Here is a 21,564-nt window from a genome sequence, read left to right on the forward strand (position 1 = left end):
TGTTGTCTTGAGTTGGGTGATATCTGGATCGTCGTTTGCACAACACACTGGTCAGAACCCTCTGAACAATGGAATGCAAGACAGAGCCCTCTGTCGTTTAAAACAACCACTGTCATATTCGCAGTTACATTGTGTTTTTGGGCAAATAATGCAACGCCCGCAGGAGCACCAAACCATTGGGTCTTATTTGCAACCTGATAGGTTTCGTGCATCAACACATTGTCAATCAATGTCAGTCCAAGTCCGAAAGAAGGCATCCCAAAAAATAGAAAAATAACGGTAAAGCAAGTACAGCCCCCGAGAGCCTCAAAACAGGCAGAAACTTTACGTAAAATATCAGTATTCATGATCAATATTACTTCCCGGGCGGTAAGGCAGAATTTACTGTTCCAGTCATTTCCGCGAAAGTGAGAACCTCTCACGACTAAACTAAAATAGCTGACCATATAAGGTAGCATGCTTAATCAAGGGTCTGCTTACAAAAAAACTTCTAAAAAACTTCTCACTGTGCCTGAAAGACCAGTTTTTATGGTATGCAAAAAATTTGTAACGGGACCGCCGGGAAAGTCTACAATGCAAGACTCAACTAAACAGCTGTAACGGATTAGCGAACTGCACCTTCAGGTTGAAGCGTTTTTTTGCAACAGAACCAAGAACAAGGATATTGCCAATGGGCACTACAGATGCTGATACCGAGCCATCTGCCGGGAGTGGCTTGTTTTGCTTTTTATTGATGACGCAATACCTGAAGAAAACCATTGACATGAGTGTCATCAAACATGAGTTCTGCCCAGAGGGAGAAGACCTGACCCCACTGACTATGCTCAGAGCCGCCAGACAACTGAAACTGAGAGCCAGACAAGTTAGAATCAGGCGACAGCGATTAGCTAAAATACACTGTCCGTTTATTGCCATAGACAAAAACGAGCATTTTTTCATTATAGCCGCCATCAGCGATGGCAAAGCATTGATTCAACGGGAGGGAATGAGACCAGAGTCAATTTCTTTGGATGACCTCTGGAGTCACTGGCGTGGCCAGGCCATTTTAATGACTGATCGAAGCATTCTGCCAGGCAAAAATCAGCACTTCGATATCAACTGGTTTATACCGGCTATTGTCAAGTTTCGAAAACTGTTCAGAGACATATTGATTGCTTCGTTTTTCTTACAGCTATTTGCCCTGCTGACGCCACTTGTTTTTCAGGTGGTGATGGACAAAGTGCTGGTTCACCGGGCGGAAATGACTCTGAATGTACTGGTTATCGCGCTGCTGGCCATTTCCCTGTTTGAGGTTATGTTGGGTGGCTTGAGAACCTATGTTTTTTCACATACCACCAACCGGGTTGATGTTGAATTAGGTACCTGGTTATTCCGGCACCTGCTGAAACTTCCTGTTGCTTTCTTCCAGAATCGACCCGTGGGTCAGGTTGTGGCTCGTGTGCGTGAGCTGGAAAATGTGCGTAATTTCCTGACCAGCAGTGCTCTCACTCTGGTCATTGATCTGTTTTTCAGCTTGTTGTTTATAGCTGTCATGTTCTTCTATTCCAGTCGGCTGGCCTGGATCGTGGTCAGCTCGATTCCATTCTACATTATCATTTCTATTTTGATCACTCCCCGCCTGCGCCAGAGAACCGAAGAATTGTTTCACCGCAGTGCCATTAACCAGGCATTTCTGACCGAAACCCTGACCGGGGTAGAGACCCTTAAATCCATGGCCATCGAACCCCAGATGCGCCAGCGCTGGGAACATCAGCTGGCCGGTTTTGCCCAGGCCTCTTTCCGTTCCGTGGTGACGGGCATGTACGGCAGTCAGTCGGTACAGCTGGTGAACAAACTGTTCATCGCCCTGTTGATGTGGCAAGGATCTCTGGAGGTCATTCATGGGCATATGACGGTAGGCGAATTGATCGCCTTCAATATGATTTCAGGGCAGATTTCTGCCCCCATCCTGAGGCTTGCCCAACTCTGGCAAGACTTTCAGCAATTTCGCATTGCTATCGCCCGTCTCGGTGACATCATCAACGCCCCCACCGAGCCCCAAAGTCATTTAAGCCAATCTTCACCACCGGCAATGAAAGGAGCCATCAGGCTTGAAAATGTTGTTTTTCGCTACAGCCCTTCGAGCCCCGCAGTACTGAACCGCATAGACCTGAACATTCCTGCAGGACAAGTGATCGGCATTGCCGGCCGTTCAGGCTCTGGCAAGTCAACGCTGACCAAGCTGATCCAGCGGCTCTTTATACCAGAAAGTGGCAAGGTTTATATTGATGGTGCCAACCTTTCACTATTAAACCCAGCCTGGATCCGACGCCAGATCGGTGTCGTCCTCCAGGACAGCGTGCTGTTTAATGGCACCATTCGGGACAATATTGCTCTTGCGAATCCAACCCTGGATATGGAATCAGTCATCGCTGCAGCCCAACTGGCCGGAGCCCATGATTTCATTATCGAAATGCCCCATGGCTACAATTCTGAGCTGGGTGAGCGCGGCATAGGGCTATCAGGCGGACAGCTTCAGCGCCTGGCGATAGCCAGAGCACTGGCCACCCAGCCCAATATCCTGATTTTTGATGAAGCAACATCAGCTCTGGATTATGAGTCAGAAAAAATTATTCAGGACAACATGCGGGCTATCTGCAAAGGCCGCACCGTCATCATCATCGCCCATCGACTCTCAACTATCCGTCATTGCGATCGGATTGTGGTGATCGAAAAAGGGGTTATTGAAGAAGATGGCAGCCATAACGAGCTGGTTCAACAGCGTGGCCGCTATGCTCAGCTGTGGTCTTCACAAATCGGTGTAGCAGAACGTGTTTAAACCATTGGGACGCATATTCACGCTGATCAAGGACAGCCTGCACCATGAGAAAAAGCATCCTCAGGTCAGGCGCAAAAAAGATGAACTGGAGTTTCTGCCGGCAGCGGTTGAAATTCTCGAATCACCACCGTCACCGTTTGCTCATGTCCTGATGTTGCTAATTTGTGCCCTGCTGACTTTTGTTTTGCTCTGGAGCTGGTTCAGCTTTATTGACACCGAAGTCACTGCCAATGGCAGAATAATACCAGTGGGCAAGGTCAAGGAAATACAATCACTGATTGCTGGCCGGGTGGATACCCTTTATGTCACAGAAGGTGAGCATGTTGATAAAAACCAATTACTGATCAAGCTAAACCCCACTGAACCAGAAGCTGATATTCGCCAGATTGAAGCCATGTTGCTGCACAACCAACTCAATGTCGGGCGATTGCAATTGTTGCTTGAATCGGCAACGGAAACGCCTTTGGCTCCGCCTCCCAACCTGCAGCAGTGGATTACCCAGGCTAAGCTACCACTCTCGGGAAAGCCAAGCCCTGACCAGTGGTTTCGCCAGCAACAGTTACTGGATTATGACTACCAGCATTATCAGAGCAGCAATCAATCCATAGTGCAGCAAATCAGTCAGCGCCGGGCAAAAATCATGGCGATTCAGGCCGAAATTGATCGACTGCAAATGCTTAACCCCCTGCATCTGGAAAATGAAAAAGCGACTCGGCAATTATTGGACAAAGGCCTTGTTTCACGACTGGAGTGGCTAGCCGTCAGGGAAAAACAGCTGGATACCAGCCAGCAGCTGCAAGTCCAACAGAGTCACCAGAATGAAGCAAAGGCAGAGTTGGCAGCCCTTGTTAGCGAAAAAGAAAGTAGACAAAAAGCATTTCGGCATGAACGCATGGAAAAACTCAATGAGTTCAGTGACAAGATTACTGAACTAGAGATCAGCATTATTAAAGCCAGGGAACACAACCAGAATTGTTATATCCGGGCACCGGAAGACGGCACGATACAACAATTATCGGTGCTGGGTGACGGCTCGGTGATCCAGCCGGCGGTCACTTTGATGTCGTTGGTTCCGGACAATGCCCAGCTACAGGCGGAAGTCATGGTGGAAAACAAGGATATCGGTTTTGTGAAGGTGGGGATGGTGACCGATATCAAAATAGAAACTTTTCCATATACATTTTTTGGCTATCTGCAAGGCGTAGTTGAGCTGGTTTCCAAAGATGCACGGAACCTGGGCGAGCAGGGATTAATGTACCCGGTATACATCCGATTGAACCAGCAATTTGTCAATGTTAACGGTCAGAATGAACCTTTGCATGTGGATATGATGGTCTCTGCCGAGGTAAAAACCGGTAGACGCCGACTGCTGGAATTTTTTCTGGAACCCTTTTTGCGCTACCGGGATGAAGCACTGAATGTCCGTTGAGGGTGTGTTGAAAACAGACTCCCGGCCTCAGGCTGGGCTGTCCAGAGACTTTTGAGTGAGACTTAGACGCTTCTGCTGCTCAACCTGGTCCAGCTCCAACTGGTATTGCATCTTCCTGAGCCTGCGATTGAACACAAAAGTCGCTAACCAGACGGCTGGGTTGTAAGAATCCTGCTTTTTCAATTGAACAGAAGGTGACTGAAGTTGCAGCCTCGAACCTTTTCCGACAATGGGCAGAACCACCTGTACGGTCATCTCTTTCTTACCGAGGAAGAAGCTCATCCACAAGGACAGTTTTTTCATCAAGCTCTGTGGAGCAATTCGCATTTCGAAATCAGCCATCCTTTTTCCATCTTTTGTCCGGAACTGTGGATTAATTACCCCTACGCAGTCTTTCAAGTCATTGAACTTTAATGCCTCTGGTGACTTTTCTGTGGCAGGCTGGACAACGGCCTGGGATAAAGGCTTCCTGACCGGTGCTTCTTCGGCTTTGGGTGTTTCGACTTTGGATGCTTCGACTTTGGATGCTTCGACCTTTTCAGGTAACGATGATGAAGGTGGTGTGACTGCGTCGGTTATTCGAGCGTTAACTGTTGTTGACTGAAGCCGTTCAGGCTCAAAAACAGAAGATCGTGCCATTACATTCTGCGGAGGTTCCGGATTTGTCGGCACACTATCTATTGAAAGCGTGTCATCTGTGGGCACACTATCTATTGAAAGCGTACTATCTATTGAAAACGTACTATCCATTGAAGTTGTTACGACAGGATCAGGTTTTGAGACCTCAGCATTCGGGGTTGAGTTCTCTGGTGATTTTGGTTTTGAAAAAGGGGAAGTCACTTCCCTGTTCAGGGGTACCTCTACCTCCGGCAGCGATGAACTCCGTGATACTGACGGTTCATCTTCCAATGAATCCAGAGAGGTGGAGCTGTTATAACCTTCACCAGTTTCGTCCTGAACAGGTTCATCCACCCTCTCTTGCTGCGGCTCTTGTTGCGATTCGTTCTGAGAGAGCGGCAATACCAGGTGCTGCAGTTTTTCTGGCGCAAAAACAACGGGATCAGCAAAAACGCCCTCTTCACAGAGTTTCCAGACTTTCTGCTGAGACTCCTGGGTTAAACCTGCCGACGCCAGTGCTGACGACATCTCCACTGCATCAACATCATTCGAAAGCAGGTCTCCGGTTTTCTTTACAAACTCCTCGCTGCGCTGCTGGTACTGGCTATCTTTCTCCGCTGAGAAAGTCACCTCCCCCTGCCGGGTCAGGCAGGAAACCGTACCCAGATCAATCTCCAAATAATCAGAGATTTGAGCCCCCCCCCGAGTGCTTCTTTTTGGCCGTCTCCCTATAAATCGGCATAACGACTTTTTCCAGTGTGTTGGAGTCCACTGGAAACTTCAGCTGCAACAGTTCCTTGACCAGGGGTCCATAGGGTGGGCGAATTTTGATAGCTGCGCCTCTGGCGATGACCGGTACCGACCTTTTCTCTCCCGTCGCTTCGTTCTGAACGGTGATATCGCTGGCCATCTCCGGAATACTCAGCTCCACGACACCGCGTTCACTGAAAGAAAAATCAGATACATTGATCTTGAGCTGATTCAAGTCAACAGAGCAGGTATTTGATACAGGAATATTCATTTCCGGAATATCAAAATGCTTTTGTAAGCCTGCCGGGTTGGCATTGGCCACAGCCGCCAGCCCATAGACCAGATCGATCAGCACCCGGTTCATCTCAACGTACGACTCAATATCTTTTAATCGTTTTTGCTGAACGTCTCTTGCCTGTTTGCTAAACATTAACTCGCGGCTTTTGACTGCTTTCTCTTTCGCTACCATTTCCAGCTCGCTGGCCGCTTGATGATCCATTTGTTGACACCGGTCTTTTGCTTCGCCCTCAGGCATGCGTTTCATATCTTCCCGGAGTTGACCAAGATCGTCATTTCGCTCTTTTTCTTCTTTGGCCAGATTTTCGCATACCACTTCCAATCCTTTATGCTTCCATTGCTTCTCAGCTTCCAATGCAGCAAGAGGAGGCTTGGAGCTTCCCGACATTAGCGGGATCACCAAATCAATCAGCGAGTGAGCAAACGGAGCGTCTTGCAGCGCCATAGTTTGTCCATCTTTTTTCTCTAACTGAAGGCTTTTAACAGACACTTCAGCCACATCACTGAACCTGGATTTAGGCGGGTTTGTGAACATGCCATCAAAAACAGGCTTCAGCGCTTTGTGCAATCCATAAAGATGCATGGGAGCTTTCACAATATTGCCGGTCAACGCTTGGTGCAAGTAGTCACTGGCCGGAGGCTTCATTTTGATACGGATGCCTCCGGATAAAGTCATTGGCTCGACCTCGCCACTGGCACCCATTGACGATACATCTGCCCTGATATCGGCAATATCCAGTGTCAGCTCACCCGTGGGTGACAAAGAACACTGCTCTATAAACACACCAACGTTTTGCACCTTCAGCTCAGCACCGGTCGATAGTTTGGTCGACATATCTCCCAGATTGAGGTGATAAACCTTGCCAGCAGACGGCCCTTTTTCGGACTTTTTAAAAACGTGTTGAAGCCCATGTATCAGTTTAAGTCCGGGACCCATTTGCTCTTTGATCAACGCCAGGAAGTCTTGCATCTCTTTCTTGATCTTCTTATTCCAGGCTTCCAGGAGAGGCTCTGTCTGATTGATCCCCTGAAAGTTTAGCTCCAGCCTGCTCAGTTCAGCTCTTAATTCAAAAAACCTTTTTTGGAGTTCTGCAAATTGATGCTGCTCGTCAGGTTTCAGGTGGGGAAGCTTTTGTCTTAATTTATTCTGTTTAACCTGAATGGATTTCATCTCAGCCATAAAGGTCTGCAGTTTCTTTCTGTTTTCCCCAGCAAACTTTTTATTGCTATCTAACTGGTCGTTGGCCTTGTTGCCAAGGACGCCCATTCCGAGTCGGATGAACCCCATCGCTGCAGTGGAAAAGGTTCGCAGGAGGGCGTTCCAGAAGCTGCCCTTCACTTTCTCAATGACAACATCCCGTTTGTGGATAGGTACATAAGGGGAGTGCTGGCCTGCTTTACCTTCCAAACCTTCCAATGCAGCACCGGTCGTTTTGTGAACAGACACGTCCCGGGGGCCCATATTGACCTTCGAGGGTTGGGTATTACCGGAGGGTATCGATGGATTTTGATGTGTATCCTGCCTGCCCCTTGGGCCATTTACAGGAAGATTGGGGCCGCCAGTTTTCATGTCATTAACCATGCTCAGATAGTAGATTTTTATATCGCCACTTTGCTGCTGAGCTTGAAGCAGGCCAACTTGTCCCTCCTTTCCCCACAGGTGTTTTTTTGGTGCATGATTGCTTGTTTTATAATCGCCAAGAGGTAGCGGTCGGGTAAGAGATGATTGTGTATACTGACCATTGACCAGAGGAGACCCTCAATGAGCGATTTGTACGAAACTGATTTCTATAGCTGGTCGTACCAACAAGCCGAGTTGATCAGACAAGGCCGTTTCAGCGAGTTGGACATCGACAATCTGCTTGAGGAAGTTGAAGACATGGGCAAGGCTCGTTACCGGACTTTAAAGAGTTCTCTTGAGCAGTTGTTTCTCCATGCGCTTAAATGGCAAATGCAATCGAAAAAGTATGATCTTCATGGCATGGATCAGTGGTATCGGAGTTGGGCGATCAGTATCGGCAAGCAACCAATTGCCATTCAACAGGAGTTGGAAGAAAACCCGGGGCTAAACAATAAGCTGGATGAGATTTTTTTAAAGGCTTATAAACATGCCAGGAAGTTAGCCGCCAACGATATGCAGTGCAAAACGAATGATTTCCCGCCTGAATGCCCATGGAGTTATGAGCAAATCATGGAGGAAGGTTGGTTGCCTGATTAATAGTTAGGTCATGGGCAGCCCCTGCCAATTAACAATCGTCACCGATCAACCGTTCATCAATTCTTGCTATTTACCCTCACCTGCTGGCATACCCTTAACTGATTAGCCGTGGCCAACTCATAATAAGAGACTATACTTTCCTCGCGCCTGACTCGTCACAAAGAGCACTTTTCATGAACATTCCTTCGTTAAAAGTACCGGTCGTTACAACCTTTATTCTAAGCGCAATCCTTCTTATCACCGTTGTTCAGACTCCAACCGCTCTGGCCTGTACAGCCATTACGCTGGTTTCAGAGGACCATGCGGTCATCCAGGCTCGCACTGAAGAGTGGGGAACCTTCGATCTGGAATCAAAAATTATGGTGATACCACGAGACACTGCCTTTACAGGTCTCACACCCGATGGCAAACCGGGCTTAAGGTGGAAAACCAAATACGGAGTTGTTGGTATCAATGGCCTGAACAAACCGTCGCTTATCGATGGAATGAACGTAAGAGGCTTGGCGGTTTCAGTGCTGTACTTGCCCGGCGTCGCCGAGTTTCCACCCTATGACCCTGCCAAAGCAGCAAACACAATCGGCCCTCAAGACATCAGCAACTGGGTACTGACTACTCAGTCTACGATAAAAGAGGTAAAGCAAAATCTTCCAAAAGTAGATGTTGCCCCCGTGAAGGAAAAAGGCTTGGGCAATATCGTGCCGCCGATTCATTTCATGATGACAGATCGCTCAGGGGCATCAATTGTGGTGGAGTACACCCATGGCGGCAAGCTAAGTATTTATGACAACCCCGTCGGCGTGTTGACCAACAGTCCAGAATTTCCGTGGCATCTGCAAAACCTGAGAAACTACGTCGGCCTTACCGCTAAAGCGAAACCGGGCATTAAAGTAGGCGATCTGGAGTTAGCCCCTCACGGTGCTGGTTCGGGCATGATAGGCCTGCCTGGCGATTACACTCCCGTTTCCCGATTTGTTCGGGCTGCAGCACTGAGAAACTCAGTACGCCCACTCAAAGACGGTTATGCCGCCGCAATGGAAGCACTGCGCATCCTGAACAATTTTGATATTCCTTCTGGTGCAGTACTGGCCAGAGATGAACTCCCCAAAGACGACACTCTGGGTTCCACTCAGTGGACGACAGCCATGGATACCAAAGACTTGAAATACTATTACAAAACCATGTTTAACAGCCGTATTCGAGAGATTGATTTTGCATCGGTAGACTTTGATAAATCCGGGATTCGCTACCGCGATCTGGATCTGAAAAAACAGCAGGATTTGAAGGTCGTGGATATTAAGTAGTCACTGCTATGATTTAAACGCCGGGCCTTGTGGCTCAACAAACAAGATTGATCCGCTCGGATTCTCGGGTACCTATGACGTGGAATACTATCGATCTTCACGGGTATGCCAGAGCCTCAAAATATAAATGTTTGAGTTTTGGATTTCGTAGCGCATTTCATAGGGCCCTACCAGCACCTTTCTGACTTCTCTGGGGTCAAAAGCTTCAAGTCTTTCACCAAGCCTTGGATTTTCTATAAGACTGGCAGGACTGGATGTCAAAGACTGAACTGTTTTAGCTGCTGCGTGCTTATTCACAAGAGCTAAAAAATCATACAGCCGCGACAAGTCAGAAAGAGCTTTACTCGTCCACTTTATTTCCATTAGCGCGGCACCGGCAAGGGGGTTTCAGTTCCAAGACTTTCTGCCCACTCCTGCACGGCCTGATGATCAATGACAGCATTTGCGTCTACATCTGCCAGTGCTTCCCGGGTTAGCCTGTCGCGTTCCTCTTCCTGATCAATCCAGGCAGATAGAGCCTGTTTGATAATCCATCCCCTTGATCGCTCAAGTCTTTTTGCCAGCTGTTCCACTTTTTCGGCCAAAGGTAATGGCACATGGGCAGTAAGTACCTTTGTGTCTGTTTGAGCCATGATAATCCCTCTCTTAATCAGATATTAACAACTTTGAAAAATAGTGATTAATTATGATTAAGTCAATAATATTGCCAGATTTTGGTCTACCTTAACCTGACGTCAATTTGATCAAGATCAGAATGTCCAGATGGGATTACAAAGTGAGGATTGAAGATGAAAACCGGGAAGAATTCTATTATCAGTGAATTCAACCGACCACGCTATTCAATGGATGAATTGCTGGCCCAGTGCGATCTGTCAGCCGCCATGCCGGAAGAATTTACCGAATGGGATTCCATCCCGCCTGTTGGGGATGAAGCACTTTGAGCGTTTACGACTGTGGCAATATTGTCCGAGTGAATAGAAATAAACATTACTTAAAAAGGATATTTGTTATGGCTCATACATCAATGCTGCACGTCCGTGTAGATGCCGCATTAAAAACAGAAGCAACCGAAAAGCTGGCCAACTTCGGCTTAACCCTGTCTGATGCGGTTCGGATCCTGCAAACCCGGATAACCAAAGAAGGTGGCCTGCCCGTCGGCCTCACCAGTGACCCTGAAGCGCATGATGCCTGGTTCCGGGAGCAGGTTAAGCAGGCCTTGAACTCTGAAGATGTTTTATCCCATAACCAGGTTATGGATGAAGCCCAAGCCTTGATCGAAAGGAAAAAACAACGTGCATAAATTGGAGTGCTTGGGCCCTGCTCGTAACGACCTTTTGACCATTATTGATTATATCTCCGATGATAACCCAGAGGCGGCCCTTCGACTCAAGGACGAAAGTGTAAATTGCCAAACGTACCAATTTTGGTACAATTAAGAAATGAAAATTATAGCCGTTCGATTCTTTGTTGCGTCTTCAGGGAATGAGCCTGTCCGGGAGTGGCTGAAATCATTGTCCCGTGATGATCGCCGGACGGTGGGTGAAGACATTAAGACGGTTGAGATTGGCTGGCCTATCGGTATGCCACTGGTAAGAAAAATGGATGCGAAGCTTTGGGAGGTTCGTATCCATCTATCGGATGCCCGTATTGCCAGAGTGCTCTTCACAGTAGCCGGTGCTGACATGGTGTTACTGCACGGCTTTATCAAAAAGTCGGATAAAACCCCGGCAAACGATCTTAAGCTCGCAAAAACACGCCGTGATGACGTGCTAAGGGAACAAAAAGGAGGCAAGTGATGAGTAATCCCCATATTGGCAGTAGTTTCGACGACTTCCTGGAAGAAGAGGGCTTGCTGCCCGAATGCCAGGCAGAGGCTATAAAGCGAGTCCTGGCCTGGCAAATCAGCGAGTACCTGGAAACAGAGAAGGTCAACAAATCAACCTTTGCCCGCCGCCTGGGCACCAGCCGTTCACAACTGGATCGTCTTCTTGATCCCAACAGCACCAGCCTGAACCTGAAAACACTGGCGAATGCCGCTCTGGTGATGGGGAGAAAGCTGGAGTTGAGGATTGTTTGATTTGCCCGGTTCTTAGCCAGGTTGGCGGTAGATGCTTTAACGGGCTTGTTTTCCGATAAGGTCTGCAAGAGTCGCTTTGCCTGTTGGGTTACCAGATAAAGCCACTCAGCTGATTTTCTTGCACAAAATGACCCAAAATAAATTTCGGTTTTCATATTTGACTCTCCAGCTCACTCAGGGCAATCGTTCGAGTAAATCAGGTAGTTATTTCAAGCTGTAGAGAGTGTCGGTCAATAAACTGTACGTTTTTTCAAGTCTCGACAATGCTTCCTAATATTAAGCCTACCAAGCAGTTTGACTGAATTTAGAGTGTTTCAATATTTGAGATATCCTCTAATAAGATCGTCCTTCTGTCTTCTTCCGAAATACTAGAAGCAGACCCTCTTCGTTCTCCTAATCTATCATTTTGATTTTTAATTATTTGATCAACTATATTCCTGACAGCTCTCGCGTTTCCAAATTTCCTACCTTTTTCATAGCGCTGCTTTTTCAATAGCTCTGCAATGGAACCCTTAATGTCATGGCTTGCCAGCTCTTTATTCTTTTTAAAAATCATATTTTGAAAAATCTGCATAAAGGTTTTTATTGATGGATCTTCAAGCTCCAGTCTCACAGGGAAACGACTATCTAAGCCTGGGTTTTGATTCATGAAATCGCGCATCTCTTTAGAATAACCCGCAACGATAACAAGAAATCTTCCCCTTTGATTTTCAAGCTCTGGAAGTAGTGTGTTAATCACTATTGATCCATATTCATAACCTTGGTCTTTAGAGGCCAAATTATAAGCTTCATCAATAAATAGAACCCCTCCTTTTGCTTCTTTTATTGCCGCATTTGTTCGATCTTCTGTTTGACCCATATACTTTGCTACGAGGTCTTGACGTAGTTTTTCAACTACGTCAGGTTTATCCAGTATTCCAAGATCATAATATACTTGTGCAAGAGTTCTTGCCATTACTGTTTTTCCGGTACCTGGATTACCCAATAACGCTATATGGAATATTGGAACGGAATGACTCACTAGTAAAGAATTAATTGTACGCGGAACCTCTTTTTTCAAATTTTCAAGACCAACCATATTATGCAAATCTCTATATCCTTTGATAGCGTATATTTCATAAATTTTATCGGGAAGATCAGAACGTTCTATTAACTCGTCAACAGGTGGCTTTTTTCTTCATTTTTATTATCAAAAAGATGTAGAGAAAAAGAATAGTTTCCTCCATATAACTTTTTCCTTATTAATGAATTTTTAAGAGGCTCTTTTAAAGTTCTCAGCTCTTTCGCACTAAGCTTCTTAAACAGATTATGGGTTGCAGTTGTGTAGCTACCATATTCTCTCGCGAAAGGATCAGCTCCTTTTTCAAGAGCTTCTACAATACGATCAATGTTTGGTCTACTCTCACTTGCTTCATCTAGGAGAGTTTGTGAGGGAGTTTGTGGCTTTTTATCCTTTTTAGGCCTCACAATGTCACCCTCTTTAGGCCCCAAAACGTAACCCTCCAGCCATCTAAGAAGAGGTGCATAAATTTCATGTACTGCCTCAATAGCCTTTTCTTGCTTACCTGTTAGAGGGTGATCGTCCTCAAATTCAGCAAAAAATTCAGTTATTGGTTTATAACCCTCATCTACATGCTCCATTCTATCTGACCTATAGTTCGAGTGATAATATTCCTTAATGTATGTATAAAAGCCTTCACTAAAATAAATATGCAGAAATGATTTAGGTACTGCATATAGCCAGAGGAAAAACTTGTTTCGCGTGTAGTAATAGAAGACTACATCCTTATATGCAGTGGTCGTCATAGTACTTAGCTCAGCACCAAATTCTCTTTTTATTTCCTCGCACTTTTCTTCAAGGCTTATTCCATTAAAAAAACTATCTAATTTTTGTGCGATTTCTTTTAAGGTCGTTGATGTCAAAATCCAATATTCTGGCAATAGCAGACAAAGGCTCTTCAGTAGTTTTAAATGATTCCATTAATGCTTTATCTACTTTTGTTCTAAAAAAAGAATCATTATATATTCTGCTACGCAAAAACCTTGAATATATTTTCCCTTTACAGGTTTCTTTTCCACCAAGTTGTTCAATAATAGCTGAATTTAAAGCATCTATATTTGAGGTGATTATTGTATCAGCTTGAGTGAAAACAAGCTTTGGAGGCTTTGAATTGTCTGCATAGTACTTTGTGATTTTTTCCTCAAATTTAACCCTTGCATTTATTTTAGCTTTGTATTCAGTCTTTAAGCCTTGTACTTCACTGTCCTTTTCTATTTTAATCAATGCGTCAAGCTTATTTCTTACGAAAATTATTTTCCCTAAAAAACCTTGTTTTTCAGCTGGTCCAATAGTCCATAGTTAGACTCACTTGAAAGATCTTGCTGCATCACAAAAACAATGACGTCTGGGTTACCGATAAAATTAGCATTTCGAATAACAAACTCAGAGGTAGGGTTGTCTTCGTGCCCAGTTCCAATTAATGACCGGAACCTTACTTGTGATACGGTCACAACAGGATCCTCCTCGAGTGTAGGGGCGTCCTGAATATTCTGTAACTTTTCGTATCCCAAGATTGCATTTATCAGGGATGTCTTGCCTGTACTGAAAGGCCCCAAAAAGAGAATGTCGACCGTTTCATTTCCTTGGTCTTGGGCAGTGTCTTTTTGACGATCGTTATTCACAGAGCCATCTCCTTTATCGGCTTGCCCGCTTTGCCCACCCTCTTCTTCAGAACTGAAGCCCGTTTTATTAACTCTATCTTGCCTTCCTGAACTCCCTGCATCACTGCTCTGCTGCCCTGTAGAAGAGGGTGTATTCCCCCTTTTCTGAATCGATCCCTGCCCATTCATCCCTTGATGTAACAATTTGCTGATTTCACCCCCATCATAAATAACACCAATATCCGGAACTGAGTCATGAATTTGTTCTTTCCGGGTCAGGCTTTCCAGCCAGTCCAGCTCAAATTGCAAATTAAATTCACTGTCATTCTGTTCCAGTACAGAGGCCAGTTGCTTCTCAACAGCCTCAAGAAATTCCTTCTCACTGGCTGTATCGCTTCCATCAAAGTGCGTCTGCACATCCAGTAGCAAATCAACCAATTGTTCCCGCCCATTCAGTTTTGATGTCAGCCAGTTCAGCAACGCTGGGGCACTGGTCATATATTCCGCCAGCTCTGAACATTCGTCACGACGGACAGGAATACTGACGGGTTTGTGGCCATCAGTACGCAGTATGATATTGATCTCTTCGCTATACCCAAGCTGATCTAACAAATCGTAATAAAGCCGGGTTCCGGGAATAAAATCCCTCAGTCCTTCAGGCAGTCTCAGGGCGGGAAGTACCATTAGACTGTATGCGTCACTGGTCTGGAAAGGAATCCAGGGCGGTCGTTTTTTGTGCTGCTGATCGTCATCAAAGCTGAAACCGCCTCCACCTTCGGTAAGAATGGTGCCTTCTGAGGGTAAAAAGGAAGGTGGTAGCCCTCCACCATTATTAGTAGAAGTGTTTTGTCGTATGTATTCGGGTTTACCTTCAACAGCCAGGAAAGGTTTCTCTGAATGCAGCAGGTCAAGGAAATGGTATGGGTAGATACTGTTATCAACGGTGCATGTTTTTGGGTGCAGGATTTCCAGTGTCGTTTCTGGCTCCGTTATGGTGAGTTGGTAAGAGTAAGTCTGCTTTCCATCTTCTGCGAGGGTAATAAAGGCGGGTGTCTCGCTTGCCACTCGGTCAGCACAAATCACAAAATTCTGGTATGGCTGGGAGGTCAATCGAACCCATTTCTTGTCAGTCCGCAAGGATTCCTGCTGTTTGCGTTTAGGCGTTGACCAGAATCGTGTTTTAAGATTTCCCTGTTCGCTGATGAGTTGGGGAGGTTGCCATTCCGGGTATCCCTGGTTTGCCTCTGACTTAATAGCGGTCAGGCTGAGTGCGATTGCGAGGATAACTATCGGAACTGGAGGGCTCATTGCGGGTACCCATCGAAGAGGAATTAAGTAGAGGCCCCCATCAGCAGGAACAGGGTGCTCCTGATTATTTGTTGGTCTTTTGTGTGGTTTATCGCTGCTTTAACGGATCACTTAGGTATGGGTTTAAGCTCGTCTGATCCTTCAAGAGCTTAACAGTGCTTAGTTTTCGTTACCGTGAATCTTTGTCGTGACAGACCAGTAGTGAATTTAGCCAACTATGTACAGACAGGCAACCGAAACGCTCTGCACTTGCGCGGCCTTTTTGCCTTATATCCCCGCCCGTGTCAGGGTATCGCAAAACCCTGGCTCCCACGCTTTTAGGCCCTGTGGATCCCAGCGTGGAAATGGGCATAAGCCCCGAACTACCGTCAGCAGGGCGTTCAGTGCCCGCTTGATAACTGTTTTAGCCGCAACCACGATTTTGACACAGTAATGCATTCGCATTACTATGATAATTGATAGTTAACACCCGAAGGTTTCATCATGAAAAATGTGTTCGTAGATCGATCCACGCTGACGGATCGTTACCAGACGACTATTCCGGCCTCGGTCAGAAAGGCGCTGGAATTAAACAAGCAGGAAAAGCTTCAGTATGAGATTCGCTCCGATGGCAGTGTCCTGCTTTCCAAGTACCAGAGTGACGAGGGAGACCCCGTAATAGGAGGCTTCCTGGATTTTCTTGAGCAGGATATGAAAAACCATCCCCAAACACTTAAGCCGGTTTCCCCGGAGCTTGCCCGGAAGCTCAATGATCTGGTTGGGGAGATTGATACTGATCTTGATGAGACTCTTGGTGAGGATTGATCGGCAATGCCTTCCATCCGTAATGACTTTCATGGCTGGACGATTCTGGCCCACCCCATGTTTGTCGCACAACTCAAGAGTTTGGCTGTCGAGGTCAAAAAACTGAAACAGCAGCATCCTGATTCCTTTCAAAAGAAAAACGCCACAAAACGACTGGCGGCAATAATCCAGTTGGCGTTTGAACGGGTTCCAAGCAATCCCTCTGACCCTATATACCGCCAAGGCTTGACGCTTGGAAAAGCCAGAAAACACTGGTTTCGAGCTAAGTTTTTTCAACAGTACCGGCTGTTTTTCCGCTATGACGAAGCAGCCAGAATCATCATATATGCTTGGGTAAATGACGAAAAAACCAAACGTGCCTACGGTAGCAAGACCGATGCATATTCGGTGTTTGAGAAACTGGTAAATGCGGGAACGCCTCCTGACAGTTGGCAGGATCTCATGAATGAATCCCAAGGCATTGAGGATCTGGATGAATTCTTCAATGAAATTGATGGATAGAGCTTCTTCAGCATTGTGATTTAGCTTCATAATTTGAGGCGACATCTTCCATGAAAGTCACCGGGGGGATAATAAAGACAGGTGTGTCGCTTGCTACACGGTCGGCACAAATCACAAAATGCTGATACGGTGGGAGCTCAGTCGAACCCATTTCTTGTCAGCCCGCAAGGATTCAAGCTGTTTGAGGGTGTCGCAAATTACTGGCTCCCATGCTTTTAGACCCTGTGGGTCACAGAGTGAGAATGGGCACAATACCTCTTATTAGCCTAAAGTCGAAAAGGCAGATACGGCATATCCTGCTATGGTGGTCACTGCACCTGCGAGACTCATAGATCGCTGACTCTGATACCAATAATAATTATGGGAGAATCCCACAGTGGCACAACCTATAGACCCCGGGAAAGCGGCAGCGGCCGCTTATTGGCGCGAGAATATCCGCCTGTTACTCAGCCTTCTCGTCATCTGGTTTGCAGTTTCCTACGGCGCCGGAATCCTGTTCGTTGATCACCTTGACCAGTTTCAGCTGGGCGGTTTCCCTCTGGGCTTCTGGTTCGCCCAGCAGGGTTCTATCTACACCTTTGTGATACTGATATTTGTTTATGCCTGGCAGATGAACCGTCTGGATCATAAATACAATGTCTATGAAGAGGAGGAAGAAGCATGAGCACTGAAATGCTGACTTACCTCTTCATCGGCGCCTCTTTCGCCCTCTACATTGCCATCGCTATCTGGTCACGGGCAGGGTCCACGGGTGAATATTATGTTGCCGGCAAAGGCGTTCACCCGGTCGCTAACGGTATGGCAACGGGGGCCGACTGGATGTCTGCCGCTTCCTTTATTTCAATGGCCGGTATTATTTCCTTTGTTGGTCGTGACGGAGCGGTTTACCTGATGGGCTGGACCGGCGGTTATGTGCTGCTGGCCATGTGTCTGGCTCCCTACCTCAGAAAGTTCGGCAAGTTCACAGTGCCGGACTTTGTGGGTGAGCGTTACTATTCGCAGACTGCGCGTGTAGTGGCAGTGATCTGCGTCATCTTCATCTCCTTTACCTATGTAGCAGGCCAAATGCGAGGCGTTGGCATCGTATTCTCACGTTACCTGGAAGTGGACATCACCATGGGTGTTCTGATCGGTATGGGTATTGTCTTTTTCTACGCCGTATTGGGGGGTATGAAAGGGATCACCTACACTCAGGTCGCACAGTACTGTGTGATGATCTTTGCCTTTATGATTCCTGCTATTTTCATATCCATCATGATTACCGGCAACCCCATTCCCCAGCTGGGCTTTGGCAGTGAGGTAACAGGTACCGGACAATCGGTTCTTGAAAAACTGAACGGGCTCTCGACGGAACTGGGTTTCAAACAATACACAGATGGCTCTAAATCCACTATCGATGTGTTCTTTATCACCATGGCACTGATGGTCGGTACCGCAGGCTTGCCTCACGTTATTGTCAGATTCTTCACCACCCCGACGGTTCGTGACGCTCGTAAGTCTGCTGGTTATGCCCTGTTGTTCATCGCTGTCCTTTATACGACAGCCCCTGCTGTGGCCAGTTTTGCAAGAATCAATCTGCTGAATACCGTGAGTGAATCCAATTACAAAGATCTGCCCGAATGGTTCTCCAACTGGGAAAACTCCGGTCTGATTGCCTGGATCGACAAGAATGAAGATGGAAAAATCCAGTACACTGACGGTCGACCAATGGAAGGCAAACCACAGTTTACTTCTGAGCGAGGTATAAGCGGCGAACGTCTGGTATCCAACCATCCATCTGCCGGTGAGAATGAGTTGTATGTTGATCGCGATATTATGGTTCTGGCCAACCCCGAGATTGCTCAGCTGCCAGGCTGGGTCATAGCCCTGATTGCGGCAGGCGGGCTGGCTGCTGCACTCTCAACAGCTGCGGGACTGCTCCTGGTGATCTCAACCTCGGTGTCTCACGATCTGCTGAAAAAGAACCTGATGCCAAATATCTCTGACAAGCAGGAACTGCTGGCTGCCCGAATCGCCGCAGGCGTAGCCATTGTTATTGCAGGTTTGTTTGGTATTTATCCACCGGCCTTTGTCGCACAAGTGGTGGCATTTGCCTTTGGCCTGGCTGCGGCCTCCTTCTTCCCGGCCATCCTGATGGGCATCTTCTATAAACGTATGAACCGTGAAGGGGCTATTTCCGGCATGGTCACTGGCCTGGCATTCACCTTCGCCTACATCGTTTACTTCAAATTCATCAACCCCGCTGCCAACACAGCAGAAAATTGGTGGTTTGGTGTCTCTCCGGAAGGTATTGGCACACTGGGCATGCTGATCAACTTCAGTGTATCCATGGTGGTTTGTCATCTGACTGCGCCCCCCCCCAAGCATATCCAGACTCTTGTGGAAGACATCCGCGTGCCACGGGGTGCAACTTCCAGCCAGCCAGTAGTCGGTGGTAGCACACCTGCCAGCGATTTCGGATAACTTCTCTTTGACATCAGGCCTTCGGGCCTGATCACTCCCGGCTAAGCCGTGGGATACTTTGTGTACAGAGTCGATAGGATCAACAGCAGACCAGAGGGTGTTCTCATTATAGGTATAGATCTATTCCTGCACTTATTTATTGATGGCTACAAAACGAGCTACGCAACCCGTCACTTGAATGTCCACACTATTAAATCTTGAGCACAATTCATGCTCTAGCCCATCCAGATGATCTTCCTGATTGCTAAAAATCCCCTTCCGGTTGTATATGCCCATAAGAGCTTTCGCTAGCAAAGTACGAGTTACTCCACTACGAAGAATGGTGGCACCAAACAATTTCCCACCTTCATTCAGCAATGGCTTAAAGTGGTCGAACACGACAGCTTTGCTATGGATGCTGCCGGGCAGACAGTGCAGTAAATAGTTAATGCTAATCGAGCTGAAGCTATTTACCGGCAAGGTGGTAAAAGGTTTAAAAACGTTATGCACCAGAGTACTGGGTTGATATCTTTTTAATCGCTGCCCAGCGTAGTCAAGCGAGTTGGTGTTAAGGTCTACCAATGTCAACGATGGTCGGCAGGTTGGGAACTGGCAGTGATCAGGGAAATAGCCCGTGCCCACACCTATATCCAGATGCGGGTTGCTGACATGCTGATTAAACCAGTCCAAAAGTATGGGTGTCGGACATTGCCAGACAAGGCGGTTGGAGATACCCAGTACGGCGATATCATAGATGTTCAGAACTCCCTTTGAATAAACGGCCTGGCCTCTGTGAACCTGTTCGTTCGTTATCTTGCTGCGTGGAACAGTCATAGTGGAGTACCCCAATGAAGGAATCAGTAATCGACACTCACTATAGAAGACATTAGGCTACGCAACAGCAATGGCCAGGAGTCTCGCTGACACTAAAAAAATAATAATTCTGGGAATCTGACATAATAAGGAAGATGAAAAAGACCCGATCTGACCTCCAAGGAGCCCCCCTTGAGCTTGAAAACTGTATTTATAACCGGAGCCACTTCCGGCTTTGGTGAAGCCTGTGCCCGTCGTTTTGCCACTGAACAAGGCTGGCAGCTGGTAATTACCGGCAGAAGAAAAAAACGTCTGGAATCACTGGCCAGGGAACTCTCAGCATCCTGCCCGGTTCACTGCCTCGTGTTTGATATGAGAGATGAAGCTGCGATTCAAAAAGCGGTAAGCACTCTCCCGGAAGTTTTTTCAGACATCCATACTCTGATCAATAATGCCGGTCTGGCCCTGGGCACTAAACCGGCCGACCAGTGTGATACACAACAGTGGATGAACATGATTGATACCAACATTAAAGGACTGGTTTTAATCACTCATGCTCTTTTACCTGCCCTCAAGAAAAACAACAGTGGCAGTATTATAAACCTGGGGTCGGTTGCCGGGACTTATCCTTACCCTGGTGGCAATGTTTATGGTGGTACCAAGGCGTTTGTAAAACAGTTTTCCCTGAATCTTCGTTCTGACCTTCTGGGGACTGGCATCAGAGTGACCAATATCGCACCCGGAATGGCAGAAACTGAATTTTCAGTCGTGCGTTTCGATGGAGATCAATCTAAAGCCGATGCCGTTTATGAGGGCATGAAACCCCTTTCAGCAGAAGATATCGCCGAAAGCATCTATTGGGTCGCAAGCAGGCCGGCCCACGTCAATATTAATGCTATGGAAATCATGCCGGTTCAGCAGGCTTTTGCAGCTTTTGATGTGGATCGTAATCACTGAGACTTCTGCCTGTAGCCTGCTCTAAGCAGGCTACAGCTTTGAACACAGTCTCAAAAAAACAATTATTGAAGCAGGTTATGCACAAAATTTTGTTATCTAATAAACAACAAATAACGTATATATACTGATTTCATCAGACCTGATATACCCAAGGCACTCTCGTCTGATTATTTTTCAACCAATGCAAAAACACCCTGTAATCTCAGGCACTTCATGAGTTATCCACAAGTAATTCAGTGTGTTAATCAGTTATTTTGTTGAAAACACTTACCACACCTTTCTACCAATGAGTGCCAGCCAAACACCGGCCCCCCTGCCAATGGGCGGATTTCTCACAATAGTCACCCGGACTCAAAAAAATTGACCGCAACATAGAAATCTGATCAAGCCGGGTGTTGAGCCTATCAAAGCCGCCTTGATCGCAGCCAATAGCAAAGGCTATTAACGATTGCACAAAGCTTTTGCAGTGAAGCAGGCATTGAACGACACTTTTTTGCAAACCTTGGGCTTGTTTCTCTAAAAGTGCAATCGACTGATATTTCAGATGGGAGCCAGCTGTTGGTTGATTTC

23 protein-coding genes are annotated in these 21,564 nt (G+C 46.7%); 13 read left to right on the plus strand and 10 right to left on the minus strand.

Going from position 1 to position 21,564, the window contains the following annotated elements; translation table 11 throughout:
* A partial coding sequence (locus KDK16_RS05680; RefSeq protein WP_257275079.1) for a hypothetical protein occupies nucleotides 1-347 on the minus strand: 347 nt, incomplete at its 3' end.
* Between the two features lie 323 nt (nucleotides 348-670).
* On the opposite strand from KDK16_RS05680, the gene KDK16_RS05685 reads away from it, so the two are divergent.
* Together KDK16_RS05685 and KDK16_RS05690 are read left to right on the plus strand one after the other, a co-directional pair.
* Nucleotides 671-2,818: a type I secretion system permease/ATPase gene (locus tag KDK16_RS05685; protein ID WP_257275080.1), complete on the plus strand. Its 2,148-nt coding sequence runs from the start codon at nucleotides 671-673 to the stop codon at nucleotides 2,816-2,818.
* Complete coding sequence (locus tag KDK16_RS05690) at nucleotides 2,811-4,247, plus strand: HlyD family type I secretion periplasmic adaptor subunit (protein ID WP_257275081.1); 1,437 nt, start codon at nucleotides 2,811-2,813, stop codon at nucleotides 4,245-4,247. The genes KDK16_RS05685 and KDK16_RS05690 overlap by 8 nt, the downstream gene beginning before the upstream one ends.
* 27 nt (nucleotides 4,248-4,274) lie before the next feature.
* On the opposite strand, the gene KDK16_RS05695 is transcribed toward KDK16_RS05690, so the two are convergent.
* Both KDK16_RS05695 and KDK16_RS05700 read right to left on the minus strand, forming a co-directional pair.
* A complete protein-coding gene (locus KDK16_RS05695; protein WP_257275082.1) occupies nucleotides 4,275-5,495 on the minus strand; it encodes a hypothetical protein in 1,221 nt (406 codons plus the stop codon).
* 52 nt (nucleotides 5,496-5,547) lie between these two features.
* Entirely contained in the window at nucleotides 5,548-7,482 is a 1,935-nt protein-coding gene (locus tag KDK16_RS05700; protein ID WP_257275083.1) for a hypothetical protein, read from the minus strand.
* A 192-nt stretch (nucleotides 7,483-7,674) separates the two neighbouring features.
* Here KDK16_RS05700 and KDK16_RS05705 point away from each other — a divergent pair, with 192 nt between their 5' ends.
* Together KDK16_RS05705 and KDK16_RS05710 are read left to right on the plus strand one after the other, a co-directional pair.
* The gene (locus KDK16_RS05705) at nucleotides 7,675-8,130 is read left to right on the plus strand and encodes a DUF29 domain-containing protein (protein ID WP_257275085.1); all 456 of its coding nucleotides are present in this window, start codon (nucleotides 7,675-7,677) and stop codon (nucleotides 8,128-8,130) included.
* A gap of 173 nt (nucleotides 8,131-8,303) precedes the next feature.
* Nucleotides 8,304-9,431: a choloylglycine hydrolase family protein gene (locus KDK16_RS05710; RefSeq protein ID WP_257275086.1), complete on the plus strand. Its 1,128-nt coding sequence runs from the start codon at nucleotides 8,304-8,306 to the stop codon at nucleotides 9,429-9,431.
* A gap of 87 nt (nucleotides 9,432-9,518) precedes the next feature.
* Here KDK16_RS05710 and KDK16_RS05715 read toward each other — a convergent pair whose 3' ends face one another.
* Nucleotides 9,519-9,794 carry a type II toxin-antitoxin system RelE/ParE family toxin gene (locus tag KDK16_RS05715; protein WP_257275087.1) on the minus strand — a complete coding sequence of 92 codons (276 nt, stop codon included), beginning with the start codon at nucleotides 9,792-9,794 and terminating at the stop codon, nucleotides 9,519-9,521.
* Nucleotides 9,794-10,063 carry a CopG family ribbon-helix-helix protein gene (locus KDK16_RS05720; protein ID WP_257275089.1) on the minus strand — a complete coding sequence of 90 codons (270 nt, stop codon included), beginning with the start codon at nucleotides 10,061-10,063 and terminating at the stop codon, nucleotides 9,794-9,796. Before KDK16_RS05720 ends, KDK16_RS05715 begins: the two co-directional genes overlap by 1 nt.
* 156 nt (nucleotides 10,064-10,219) lie before the next feature.
* Between KDK16_RS05720 and KDK16_RS05725 the strand changes: the two genes are divergently transcribed.
* The 4 genes from KDK16_RS05725 to KDK16_RS05740 all read left to right on the plus strand — a co-directional run bounded on the left by KDK16_RS05725 (nucleotide 10,220) and on the right by KDK16_RS05740 (nucleotide 11,508).
* Nucleotides 10,220-10,372: a hypothetical protein gene (locus KDK16_RS05725; RefSeq protein WP_257275091.1), complete on the plus strand. Its 153-nt coding sequence runs from the start codon at nucleotides 10,220-10,222 to the stop codon at nucleotides 10,370-10,372.
* A 68-nt stretch (nucleotides 10,373-10,440) separates the two neighbouring features.
* A complete protein-coding gene (locus tag KDK16_RS05730) occupies nucleotides 10,441-10,731 on the plus strand; it encodes a type II toxin-antitoxin system RelB/DinJ family antitoxin (protein WP_257275093.1) in 291 nt (96 codons plus the stop codon).
* Nucleotides 10,732-10,870: 139 nt separating this feature from the next.
* Nucleotides 10,871-11,227 carry a type II toxin-antitoxin system RelE/ParE family toxin gene (locus tag KDK16_RS05735; RefSeq protein WP_257275094.1) on the plus strand — a complete coding sequence of 119 codons (357 nt, stop codon included), beginning with the start codon at nucleotides 10,871-10,873 and terminating at the stop codon, nucleotides 11,225-11,227.
* Complete coding sequence (locus tag KDK16_RS05740) at nucleotides 11,227-11,508, plus strand: helix-turn-helix domain-containing protein (RefSeq protein WP_257275095.1); 282 nt, start codon at nucleotides 11,227-11,229, stop codon at nucleotides 11,506-11,508. Before KDK16_RS05735 ends, KDK16_RS05740 begins: the two co-directional genes overlap by 1 nt.
* 304 nt (nucleotides 11,509-11,812) lie before the next feature.
* On the opposite strand, the gene KDK16_RS05745 is transcribed toward KDK16_RS05740, so the two are convergent.
* From KDK16_RS05745 to KDK16_RS05760, 4 genes are all read right to left on the minus strand, one after another.
* Entirely contained in the window at nucleotides 11,813-12,586 is a 774-nt protein-coding gene (locus KDK16_RS05745) for an AAA family ATPase (RefSeq protein WP_257275097.1), read from the minus strand.
* A gap of 71 nt (nucleotides 12,587-12,657) precedes the next feature.
* Nucleotides 12,658-13,431 (minus strand): hypothetical protein, encoded by a 774-nt coding sequence (locus KDK16_RS05750; protein ID WP_257275099.1) that lies wholly within the window; start codon nucleotides 13,429-13,431, stop codon nucleotides 12,658-12,660.
* Nucleotides 13,388-13,792: a hypothetical protein gene (locus tag KDK16_RS05755; RefSeq protein ID WP_257275101.1), complete on the minus strand. Its 405-nt coding sequence runs from the start codon at nucleotides 13,790-13,792 to the stop codon at nucleotides 13,388-13,390. Before KDK16_RS05755 ends, KDK16_RS05750 begins: the two co-directional genes overlap by 44 nt.
* Nucleotides 13,793-13,827: 35 nt before the next feature.
* On the minus strand, nucleotides 13,828-15,477 hold the full coding sequence (locus tag KDK16_RS05760; protein ID WP_257275102.1) for a GTPase domain-containing protein: 1,650 nt from the start codon (nucleotides 15,475-15,477) through the stop codon (nucleotides 13,828-13,830).
* 483 nt (nucleotides 15,478-15,960) lie between these two features.
* Here KDK16_RS05760 and KDK16_RS05765 point away from each other — a divergent pair, with 483 nt between their 5' ends.
* From KDK16_RS05765 to KDK16_RS05780, 4 genes are all read left to right on the plus strand, one after another.
* Nucleotides 15,961-16,281: a type II toxin-antitoxin system PrlF family antitoxin gene (locus KDK16_RS05765; RefSeq protein WP_257275103.1), complete on the plus strand. Its 321-nt coding sequence runs from the start codon at nucleotides 15,961-15,963 to the stop codon at nucleotides 16,279-16,281.
* A 6-nt stretch (nucleotides 16,282-16,287) separates the two neighbouring features.
* Nucleotides 16,288-16,782, plus strand: a complete 495-nt coding sequence (locus tag KDK16_RS05770) for a type II toxin-antitoxin system YhaV family toxin (protein ID WP_257275105.1) — start codon at nucleotides 16,288-16,290, stop codon at nucleotides 16,780-16,782.
* A 376-nt stretch (nucleotides 16,783-17,158) separates the two neighbouring features.
* Nucleotides 17,159-17,446 (plus strand): DUF4212 domain-containing protein, encoded by a 288-nt coding sequence (locus KDK16_RS05775; RefSeq protein WP_257275107.1) that lies wholly within the window; start codon nucleotides 17,159-17,161, stop codon nucleotides 17,444-17,446.
* The gene (locus tag KDK16_RS05780; RefSeq protein WP_257275109.1) at nucleotides 17,443-19,245 is read left to right on the plus strand and encodes a sodium:solute symporter family protein; all 1,803 of its coding nucleotides are present in this window, start codon (nucleotides 17,443-17,445) and stop codon (nucleotides 19,243-19,245) included. Before KDK16_RS05775 ends, KDK16_RS05780 begins: the two co-directional genes overlap by 4 nt.
* 132 nt (nucleotides 19,246-19,377) lie before the next feature.
* Here KDK16_RS05780 and KDK16_RS05785 read toward each other — a convergent pair whose 3' ends face one another.
* Entirely contained in the window at nucleotides 19,378-20,058 is a 681-nt protein-coding gene (locus KDK16_RS05785; RefSeq protein ID WP_257275111.1) for a class I SAM-dependent methyltransferase, read from the minus strand.
* Between the two features lie 177 nt (nucleotides 20,059-20,235).
* On the opposite strand from KDK16_RS05785, the gene KDK16_RS05790 reads away from it, so the two are divergent.
* Nucleotides 20,236-20,994, plus strand: coding sequence for an SDR family oxidoreductase (locus KDK16_RS05790; protein WP_257275112.1), 759 nt, complete (start codon nucleotides 20,236-20,238; stop codon nucleotides 20,992-20,994).
* Nucleotides 20,995-21,564 lie beyond the last annotated feature (570 nt).

Source organism: Endozoicomonas sp. SESOKO4 (assembly GCF_024606275.1).